An 11,222-nucleotide genomic window follows, 5' to 3' on the forward strand; every position below is an offset into this window, starting at 1 on the left:
GATGTCGTTGCGGCTGGTGGTCACGACGTCTCCAGCTCGCGGTCGATCAGGTCGAAGATGTTCTCGGCGGTGGCCGACTCCAGGTCGTCGTCGCCGTCCGCGTCCGCCTGCCGCTCGGTCAGCCGGCCCAGCAGGCCGTGCAGCCGGTCGGTGATCTTGCGGAACTCGTCGTCGGTCGGGTCGAGCCCGACGAGCGCCGCCTCCAGCCGGTCCAGTTCCCGGCCGGCAGTGGACGCCTCGCCCGCCGGGGTCGCCGGGGCGAACTGACCGGCCAGGTGGGTGGCGAGCGCCTCGGGCGTCGGGTTGTCGAAGACCAGCGTCGCCGGCAGCCGCAGCCCGGTGGCCGCGCCGAGCCGGTTGCGCAGCTCGACGGCGGTGAGCGAGTCGAAGCCGAGTTCCCGGAACGCCCGGGTCGGCTCGATGCCGGCCGGGTCGCCGTGGCCGAGGACGACCGCCACGTGCGCCAGCACCAGGTCGCGCAGGGCGCGTACCCGCTTGTCGGCGGGCAGGGCGCGCAGCGTCTCGGCGTACGCCTGCCCGTCGGCGGCCTCACCGGCCGCGGCCCGGCGGCCGGCGGCGCGGACCAGGTTCGCCAGCAGCGGGTGCACGGGCGCACCGGGCGCGGCCACCCCAGTGATGATCTTCGCGGGCATCAGCGTCGCCCGCTCGGAGCGCCAGGCCGCGTCGAACAGGGCGAGGCCCTCCTCGTTGGACAGCGCGGCCATGCCACCCCGGTCGAGCCGGCGGATGTCGGCCGAGTCGAGGTGCCCGGTCATGCCGCTGGCCTGCGCCCAGCGGCCCCAGGCCAGCGCGACGGCCGGCAGGCCGAGGGCCCGCCGGTGCTCGGCGAGGGCGTCGAGGAACGCGTTGCCGGCGGCGTAGTTGCCCTGGCCGGGGCCGCCGAACACGCCGGCAGCGGCGGAGAAGAGCACGAACGCGCTCAGCTCGTGACCGAGGGTCGCCCGGTGCAGGTTCCAGGCCACGTCGACCTTGGGCCGCAGCACCGCGTCGAGGCGGTCGGGGGTGAGCGACTCGACGGTCGCGTCGTCGAGGACGCCGGCGGCGTGCACGACGGCGCGCAGCGGGTGCCGCCGGTCCACCATGGAGAGCACGTCCGCCACGGTCTCCGGGTCGGCCAGGTCGGCGGCGACGATCGACACGTCCGCGCCGAGCGCCTTGAGGTCGGCGAGCAGCTCGTCGGCGCCCTCGGCGTCCGGGCCGCGCCGGCTGACCAGGAGCAGTTGCCGGGCGTCGTGCGCGGTGACCAGGTGCCGGCAGAGCAGCGCGCCGAGGGTGCCGGTCGCCCCGGAGACCAGGACCGTGCCGTCGAGCCGGGGCGCCTGCGGGACGCTCAGGGCGAGCTTGCCGACGTGCCGGGCCTGGCTGAGGAAGCGGAACGCCTCGGGGGCACGCCGGACGTCCCAGGTGCGCCGGGGCAGGGGCCGCAGCGCACCGGCGGCGAAGAGCGCCATCAGCTCGGCCAGCATCGCGCCGATCTTCGCCGGGCCGGCCTCGATGAGGTCGAAGACCTGGTAGCTGACCCCCGGGTGGTCGGCGGCGACCCGCTGCGGGTCCCGCTTGTCGGTCTTGCCCATCTCGACGAACCGGCCGCCGTCGGCGAGCAGCCGCAGCGACGCGTCGACGTACTCGCCGCTGAGGGCGTTGAGCACCACGTCGACGCCCCGCCCGCCGGTGCGGTCGCGGAACTCCCCGGCGAAGTCGAGGCTGCGGGAGGAGGCGAGGTGCGCGTCGTCGAAGCCGGTGGCGCGCAGCGCCGGCCACTTGCCGGGGCTGGCCGTGCCGTAGACCTCCGCGCCGAGGTGGCGGGCGATCTGCACGGCGGCCATGCCGACGCCGCCGGCCGCCGCGTGGACGAGCACGGACTCCCCGGCGCGCAGCCGGGCCAGCTCCACCAGGCCGTACCAGGCGGTCAGGAAGACCACGGGCACGGCGGCGGCGTCCGTGTAGGACCAGCCGTCGGGGATACGGGTGAGCAGCCGGCGGTCGGTGACCGCCGCCGAGGAGAACGAGCCGGAGAAGATGCCCATCACCCGGTCGCCGGGGGCGAGGTCGGTGACCCCCGGCCCGACGCCGAGCACCACGCCGGCGCCCTCGTTGCCCAGCACCTCCTGGTCGGGGACCATGCCGAGGGCCAGCACCACGTCGCGGAAGTTCAGCCCGGAGGCGCGCATCCCCACCAGGACGTGGCCCGCCGGCAGTTCCCCGGAAACCTCGGGGCCGGGCAGCAGGGCCAGGTTCTCCAGCGTGCCCTTCTCGGTGACGTCGAGGCGCCACGGCACCTCGTCGGCGGGCAGCGGCAGCACCCCGGCGTCGCGGGCCCGGGCCAGCCGGGGCACCAGCGGCACGCCGTCGCGCAGCGCGAGCTGCGGCTCGCCGGAGGCGACGGCCGCCGGGACGGCCGCCCGGGAGGCGGCGGCGTCGTCGGTGTCGAGCAGCGTGAACCGGCCGGGGTGCTCGGACTGCGCTGAACGCACCAACCCCCACAGGCTCGCCCGGGCCAGGTCGCGGGGGGCCTCGCCCGGGGCCGCGCCGACCGCGCCCCGGGTGTGCAGCACCAGCCGGGACCGCTCCAGCCGGGGCTCGCCCAACCACTGCTGCACCAGCGCGAGCGCGTCGCGGGCCGCGTCGTGCGCGGCCGCGCCGGCCCGCTGCGGGTCCGTCTCCGCGCCGGAGCGCAGATCCAGCACCACATCGGGTACGTCCCCGGACTCCTCGACCGCCGCGACCAACGTTGCCAGGTCGGCGTGGGCCCGCACCGGGTGCCCGGCGGCGGCCAGCGCGTCGGCGAGGCCGAGGGTGTCGTCGCCGAGCAGCGCCCAGCGGGCCTCCCCGGCCGCCGCGTCGGTGCCCGTCAGCGGCGTCCAGTCCAGGTGGAACACCGAGGTGCGGCGCAGGGCGGCGGCCTCGTCGGCCCGGCCCGCGGCGACCGGGCGGAACGTCAGCGACTCGACGGTGGCGACCGGCTGGCCGGCGGTGTCGGCGAGGGTGACCGCGACGGTGTCCGGGCCGAGCGACCGCAGCCGCGCCCGCAGCCGGGTGGCGCCGTGGGCGTGCAGGGCGACCGAGCGGAAGGCGAACGGCATCCAGCCTGCCCCGGAGGTGTCCGCCGCGTCGCCGAGCAGGGCGGTGATCCCGCTGGCCTGGAGGGCCGCGTCGAACAGGGCCGGGTGCAGGCCGAAGCGGGACGCGTCGGCGGTCGCCTCCTCGGGCAGGGCCACCTCGGCGTAGACCTCGCCGTCGCCGCGCCACACCCGGCGCAGGCCACGGAAGGCGGGGCCGTAGCCGAGGCCGCCCTCGGCCATCTGCGCGTACCAGGCGTCCAGGTCGGCGTCGACCTCGACGGCGTCGGCCGGCGGCCACTGCCCCGCTACGGCCGTCGGGGCGGGCAGGTGCGGCAGCAGCAGGCCCTCGGCGTGCCGGGTCCACTCGGTGTCGGCGTCCTCCTCGGGGCGGGAGTGCACGGTGACGCTCCGCTCGCCGGCGTCGCCGGGCGGGCCCACGCGTACCTGCACCTGCACCGCGCCGGCCGGCGGGAGCACCAGCGGGTTGATCAGCGTCAGGTCGCCCACCTGGCCGGCGTCGACCTCGTCGCCGGCCCGGACCACCATGTCGACCACGCCGGTGCCGGGGACGATGACCGCCCCGCCGACGGCGTGGTCGGCGAGCCACGGGTGGGTACGCACCGACAGCCGCCCGGTCAGCACCACCGTCTGGTCGTCGGCGACGGGTACGGCCGCGCTGAGCAGCGGGTGGTCGGTGTCCTGGAGGCCGGCGGAGCCGACGTCGCGTACCCGGTGCGCGGGGGCGTCCAGCCAGAAGCGTCCGTGCGCGAAGGCGTACGTGGGCAGCGCGACGGCGTCGGTGCGAGCCAGCACGGCCGTCAGGTCGACGGGCAGGCCGATCGTGTGGGCGGTGGCGAGGTTCGTCAGCAGCCGCGTCGCGTCGTCGTCACCCCGCCGCAGGCTGCCCAGCGTGTGCCCGCTCGCACCGGCGTCATCGAGAATGGCCGTGACCGGCATCGTCAGCACCGGGTGCGGGCTGATCTCGACGAACGTGGTGTGCCCGGCGGCGACCGCGACGCGGACGGCGGCGTCGAACTGGACGGTCTGCCGCAGGTTGTCGTACCAGTAGCCGGCCGTCATCGACGCCGGGTCCACCCAGTCCCCCGTCAGCGTCGACACCAGCCGGGTGTGGCCCGGCTGCGGGGCCACGTCGGCCAGGTCGGCGCGCAACCGCTCGGCCACCTCCTGCACGGCGGCCGAGTGCGACGCGTAGTCCACGGGGATCAGTCGGGCGCGCACCCCGTCGGCCTGGCACGCTTCCACCAGGTCGGCCACCGGCTGCGGCGGACCCGACACCACGACCGTGGACGGGCCGTTGACCGCCGCGACACCCACGCCGGGGAACTCCCCGAGCCGCTCGGCGACCGCCTCGGCGGAGAGATCGACCGACGCCATCGTGCCGGTGCCCCGCAGGACGGTCAGCGCCCGCGACCGCAGCGCCACGGCCTTCGCCGCATCGTCCAGGGACAGGATCCCGGCCACGCACGCGGCACCGATCTCACCCTGCGAGTGACCGACCACCGCAGCAGGAACCACACCGGCGTGCTGCCACACCGCCGCGAGCGCCATACCGACAGCCCACAGCACCGGCTGCACGACCTCGACCCGCGCCAACCACGACTCGTCCTCACCCGTCAACACCGACACCAGGTCCACGTCCAGGTACGGCGCCAGGGCCCGCTGGCACTCCGCCAGCCGCGCGTCGAACACCGGCGTACGCCCCACCAGACCGGCGGCCATCCGCGCCGACTGCGCACCCTGACCCGGGAACACGAACACCGGACCCGCACCGTGGGGCATGGCGGTGCCGGCGACGACGTTGCCGGCCGGCGCCCCCGACGCCAAGGCGTCCAGCCCCGCCAGCAGGTCCTCGGAGGTGGAACCGACCACGGCGGCCCGCTGGTCGAACACCGACCGGGTCGTCGCCAGGGACCAGCCCACCGCCGCCGCATCGACCTCGCCGCGCTCACGCACGTACTGCGTCAGCCGGGCCGCCTGGCCCGCCAGTGCGGCCTTCGACCGCGCCGACACCGGCCACGCCACGACGCCCGACGCCACCAGTCCGGGGCCGGCCACGGCGGGGGCGACGGCCTCCGGCTCGTCGGCCTGCTCGATGATCACGTGGGCGTTCGTGCCGGACATGCCGAACGACGACACCGCCGCCCGGCGCGGCCGCTCCACCGCCGGCCACGGCCGCGACTCGATCGCCAACTCGACGGCCCCGGCGGACCAGTCGATGTGCGGGGACGGCTCGTCCACGTGCAGCGTCGCGGGGACCACGCCCTCGCGCATCGCCAGCACCATCTTGATCACACCCGCCACGCCCGAGGCGGCCTGGGTGTGGCCGAGGTTCGACTTGATCGAGCCGAGCAGCAGCGGCTCGTGCCCCTCGCGGCCCTGCCCGTACGTGGCCAGCAGCGCCTGCGCCTCGATCGGGTCGCCGAGCGTCGTGCCCGTGCCGTGCGCCTCGACCACGTCCACGTCGGCGGTGCCCAGCCGGGCACCCGCGAGGGCCTGCCGGATCACCCGCTGCTGCGACGGGCCGTTCGGCGCCGTCAACCCGTTGGAGGCACCGTCCTGGTTGACGGCACTGCCCCGCACGATCGCCAGGACGCGGTGGCCGTTGCGCCGGGCGTCCGACAGCCGCTCGACCAGCAGCATGCCCACGCCCTCGCCCCAGCCGGTGCCGTCCGCAGCCGCCGCGAACGCCTTGCACCGGCCGTCGGCGGCCAGCCCACGCTGCCGGGAGAACTCGAAGAAGGTGCCGGGGGTGGCCATGACCGTGACGCCGCCGGCGAGGGCCATGTCGCACTCGCCGCGCCGCAGCGACTGCACCGCCAGGTGCAACGCCACCAACGACGACGAACACGCCGTGTCCACCGACACCGCCGGCCCCTCCAACCCCAACGCGTACGCCACCCGACCCGACACCACACTGGCGGCGTTGCCCGTGGCCCCGAACCCTTCGGCCTGCTCCCCCGCAGCCATGAGCAGGGCCCCATAGTCCTGACCATTCGTGCCCACGAACACCCCTGTTCGCGAACCCCGTAGGACCCCAGGCTCAACCCCTGCCCGCTCGACCGCCTCCCACGAGACCTCCAGCAGCAACCGCTGCTGCGGGTCCATGGCCGCCGCCTCGCGCGGCGAGATCCCGAAGAAGCCCGGGTCGAACTCCGCCGCCCCGTCGAGGAAGCCGCCCTTGTCGGTGTAGGTGGTGCCGGGGTTGGCCGGGTCGGGGTCGTAGAGCCGGTCGAGGTCCCAGCCCCGGTCGGTCGGGAAGTCGCCGATGGCGTCCACGCCGTCCGCGACGAGGCGCCACAGCCGCTCGGGGTCGTCGACGCCCCCGGGGTAGCGGCAGGCCATGGCGACGATGGCCACCGGTTCGTCGTCGTCGACGGCGGCCGGGGCGGCGACGGGGGCCGGCCCGGCGTCGGCGTCGGCGCCGAAGAGGCCGGTGAGCAGGAGCCGGGCCAGCACGACCGGGGTGGGGTGGTCGAAGACCAGGGTGGTGGGCAGCGCCTGCCCGGTGGCGGCGACGAGCCGGTTGCGCAGCTCCACCGCGGTCAGCGAGTCGAAGCCGAGGTCCCGGAACGCGGTGGTCGCCGGGATGGCCGCGGCCCCGCCGTCGTGGCCGAGCACGTCGGCGGCGAGTTCCCGGACCAGGTCGGCGACGGCCTCCTCGCGGCGGGCCGGGGCCAGCCCGGCGAGCCGCCGGCGCAGGGTCGCCGCTGGGCCCTCGTCGCCGTCGTCGACCGCGACGCCGCCGTCGAGGGCGGCCCGCGCCTCCGGTACGCCCTCCAGCAGTGGCCGGCGGCGGGCGGAGGCGTACGCGGGGGCGAACCGGGCCCAGTCCACGTCGGCCACCGTCACGGTGACGTCGTCGTGGTCGAGGGCCTGTTGCAACGCGCCCATGGCGACGGTCGGGTCCATGGCGGGCAGGCCCCGGCGGCGCAGGTTGCGCTCGGCGTCCGCCGCGTGCATGCCGCCGTCGGACCACGGTCCCCAGGCGATGGCGGTGCCGGCCCGGCCCTCGGCCCGCCGCCGCTGCACCAGCGCGTCGAGGTAGGCGTTGCCGGCCGCGTACCCGGCCTGCCCGCCGCTGCCCCAGGTGGCGGCGATGGACGAGTAGACGACGAAGGCGTCCAGTTCCCGGTCGGCGAGGAGGTCGGCGAGGTGGGCGGCGCCGGCGGTCTTGCCGACGGTCACCTCGGCCAGCTCGGCGGGGGTGACCTCCGCCAGCGGGGTGGCCTGCGCGATGCCGGCGGTGTGCAGGACGGTGCGCACGGGCGGGCCCTCGGCCTCGACCCGGTCGAGCAGGTCGGCAAGGGCGGCCCGGTCGGCGATGTCGCAGGCGGCGACGGTGACCCGGGCCCCGAGGCCGGTCAGCTCGGCCTCCAGCTCGGCGGCGCCGGGGGCGTCGGGTCCGCGCCGGCTGACCAGCACGACGTGCTCGGCTCCGGCGGCGGCGAGCCAGCGGGCGGCGCGGGCGCCGAGTCCGCCGGTGCCGCCGGTGATCAGGGCGGTGCCGGTGGGCGTGAACCGGCGCGCCGGCGGGCGGTCGCCGAGGGCGGCGCGCACGAGGCGGCGGGCGAAGACGCCGGGGCCGCGTACCGCGAGCTGGTCCTCGCCGGTCGATCCGGTGAGGATCGCGGCGAGCCGGGTGGCGGCCCGGTCGTCGGGCTCCGGCGGCAGGTCGACCAGGCCGCCCCAGCGGTGCGGGGCCTCGACGCCGACCACCCGGCCGAGGCCCCAGACGGCGGCCTGCGCCGGGTCGGTGAGCCGGTCGTACGAGGCGGCGGCGACCGCGCCCCGGGTGACCAGCCACAGCGGCGCGGCCAGGTCGGCGTCGCCGAGTGCCTGCACGAGCGCGAGGGTGGCGGCCAGGCCGGGCAGGACGGTGCTGTCGGCGGCGGGCGGCTCGGCGGCGAGCAGGGAGACGACGCCGGCGGGGTCGGTGCCGGCGAGGGACGCCGCGAGGCCGGCCCGGTCGGCGTCCGGCTCCACGGTCAGCGGCAGCACGTCGGCGCCGGCACCGGTCAGCGCGGCCCGGACGGTCCGCACCGCCGGGTCGTCGGCGCCGCCGGCGGGCAGTGCCAGCAGCCAGGTGCCGGCCAGCCGGGCGGGGGCGGGTTCGCCGGTCACCTGCCAGTCGGCCCGGTACCGCCAGCCGTCGAGCACCGAGTGTTCCTGCCGCTGCCGCCGCCAGTCGGCGAGGACGGGCAGCAGGGTACGCAGCGACTCGGCGGCGGCGGTGTCGGTGACGGCGAGGGTGTCGCGCAGCGCGTCGAGGTCGGCGCGTTCGACGGCCGCCCAGAACCGCCGGTCGAGCGCACCCGCCCCGCCGGCGGTGGCCTCGTCGGCGGGCGCCTCGGCCGGCACCCAGTAGTGCTGCCGCTCGAACGGGTAGGTGGGCAGGCCGACGAGCCGGCCGGGCCGGTCGGCGAGGAGGTCCGCCCAGCGCACCGGGGTGCCGGCGACGTGGAGCTGGGCGAGGGCGGCGAGCAGGGCGCGACGGTCCGGGCGGTCCCGGCGCAGCACCTGCACCACCACGGCGGGGGCAGCGTCGCCGGCCTCGGCCTCGGCGAGGGTCTCCTGGATGCCGGCGGTGAGGACGGCGTCGGGGCCGACCTCCACGAAGGTGCCGACGCCGTGGGCGCGCAGGGTGCGTACGCCGTCGGCGAAGCGGACCGCCTCCCGGACGTGGCGCACCCAGTAGTTCGGGTCGGTGAGCTGCGCCGGGTCGGCCAGCTCGCCGGTCAGGTTGGACACCACCGGCAGGGTGGGGGCGCGCAGGTCGAGGCCGGCGGCGACGGCGGCGAACTCGGCGAGCATCGGCTCCATCAGCGGGCTGTGGAAGGCGTGGCTGACCCGCAGCCGCCGCACCTTCACCCCCCGGCCGGTCCAGAGGTCGGCCAGCTCGTCGATGGCCGCGCCGTCGCCGGAGACGACGACGGCGCCGGGGGCGTTGACGGCCGCGACGGCGACCCGGTCGGTCAGCGCGGCGATCGACTCGGCGACCCGGGCCTCGTCGGCGGCGACGGCGAGCATCGCGCCGCCGGCGGGCAGGGCCTGCATGAGCCGGCCCCGGGCGGCGACGAGGGCGCAGGCGTCGTCGAGGGTGAGCACGCCGGCGACGTGGGCGGCGGTCAGCTCGCCGACGGAGTGCCCGGCGACCATGTCCGGGGCCAGCCCCCAGGAGCCGAGCAGCCGGTGCAGCGCCACCTCGACGGCGAAGAGCGCGGCCTGGGTGAAGACGGTCTGGTCGAGCAGCGCCGCCTCGTCGGTGCCGGGCTCGGCGTGCAGCAGCGGCTTCAGCGGCCGGGGCAGCCGGTGGTCGAGGTGGGCGCAGACCTCGTCGAGCGCCTCCGCGAAGACGGGGTACGTCTCGTACAGCTCCCGGCCGGCACCGGCGCGCTGGGCGCCCTGGCCGGAGAAGAGGAACGCGACCCCGCCGCGTTCGGCGGCGGCACCGGTGACCAGGCCGGGGGCGGGCCGGTCGTCGGCGAGGGCGTGCAGGGCGGCGAGCAGGCCGTCGCGGTCGTCGGCGAGGACGACCGCCCGGTGTTCCAGGGGCGAGCGGGAGACCACCGAGGTCCAGGCGACGTCGGCCGGGCGCACGTCCGGGTCGTCGGCGACGTACCGCGACCAGCGCTCGGCCTGGTGGCGCAGCGCGGCGCGGGTACGGCCGGTGAGCAGCACCGGCGCGGGCGCGGGCGGCTCCGGCCGGTCGGCCTCGGCGCGGGCCGGCTCGGGCTGTTCGAGGATGAGGTGGGTGTTGGTGCCGCTCATGCCGAAGGAGGAGACGGCGGCGCGGCGCGGCCGGTCCACGGCCGGCCACGGCGTGGCCTCGGTGACCAGGGTGACCGCGCCGGTGGCCCAGTCCACGTGCGGGGTGGGCTCGTCGACGTGCAGGGTGGCCGGCACGACGCCGTGCCGCATCGCCTCCACCATCTTGATCACCCCGGCGATGCCGGCGGCGGCCTGGGTGTGGCCGATGTTGGACTTGATGGAGCCGAGCAGCAGCGGCGCGGCGTCGCCGCGCTCCCGGCCGTACGTGGCGAGCAGGGCCTGGGCCTCGATCGGGTCGCCGAGGGTGGTGCCGGTGCCGTGCGCCTCGACCACGTCGACCAGGTCGGGGGTGAGCTTCGCGCCGGCCAGGGCCTGCCGGATGACCCGCTGCTGGGACGGGCCGTTGGGGGCGGTCAGGCCGTTGGACGCGCCGTCGGAGTTGACCGCCGAGCTGCGGATGACGCCGAGCACCGGGTGGCCGTTGCGGCGGGCGTCGCTGAGCCGTTCCAGCAGCAGCATGCCGACGCCCTCGGACCAGCCGGTGCCGTCGGCGGACGCGGCGAAGGACTTGCACCGGCCGTCGGCGGCGAGGCCGCGCTGCCGGGAGAACTCGACGAACGGGCCGGGGGTGGCCAGCACGGTCGCGCCGCCGGCCAGGGCGAGGCCGCACTCGCGTTGGCGCAGCGCCTGGCAGGCGAGGTGGATGGCGACCGACGCCGACGAGCAGGCGGTGTCGACGGTGACCGACGGGCCTTCGAGGCCGAACGTGTACGCCAGCCGGCCGGAGACCACGCTGGCGGCGGTGCCGGTCAGCACGTACCCCTCGACGCCGGGGGCCCGGTGCAGCACGGCGGCGTAGTCCTGCCCGGAGGTGCCGACGAAGACGCCGGAGCGGCTGCCGCGCAGCGACAGCGGGGCGATGCCGGCCCGCTCGAACAGCTCCCAGGTGGTCTCCAGCAGCAGCCGCTGCTGCGGGTCCATGGCGACCGCCTCGCGCGGCGAGATGCCGAACAGGGCGGCGTCGAAGCGCCCCGCGTCGTGCAGGAACCCGCCGGAGGTGGTGTACGAGGTGCCGGCGTTGTCCGGGTCGGCATGGTAGAGCCGCTCCAGGTCCCAGCCCCGGTCGGTGGGGAAGTCGCCGATGGCGTCCCCGCCGGACGAGACGAACTCCCACAGCTGTTCGGGCGAGCTGATGCCGCCCGGGTAGCGGCAGCTCATCGCCACGATCGCCACCGGCTCGGACTCCTCGGCGGTGACCTCGCGCAGCCGTTGGCGGGTCTGCTGAAGTTCGGCGACGACCCGCGTCAGGTATTCGCGCAGCCGCTCTTCGTCCGCCATGACATCTCGCTT

At 76.8% G+C, this 11,222-nt stretch carries 1 protein-coding gene; it reads right to left on the reverse strand.

Going from position 1 to position 11,222, the window contains the following annotated elements; translation table 11 throughout:
• Positions 1-20: 20 nt before the first annotated feature.
• Positions 21-11,210, reverse strand: a complete 11,190-nt coding sequence (locus tag F6X68_RS00820; RefSeq protein ID WP_151452411.1) for a type I polyketide synthase — start codon at positions 11,208-11,210, stop codon at positions 21-23.
• Positions 11,211-11,222: the final 12 nt, after the last annotated feature.

The sequence above is a fragment of the Micromonospora sp. AMSO12t genome (assembly GCF_008806585.1).
GTDB lineage: Bacteria > Actinomycetota > Actinomycetes > Mycobacteriales > Micromonosporaceae > Micromonospora > Micromonospora reichwaldensis.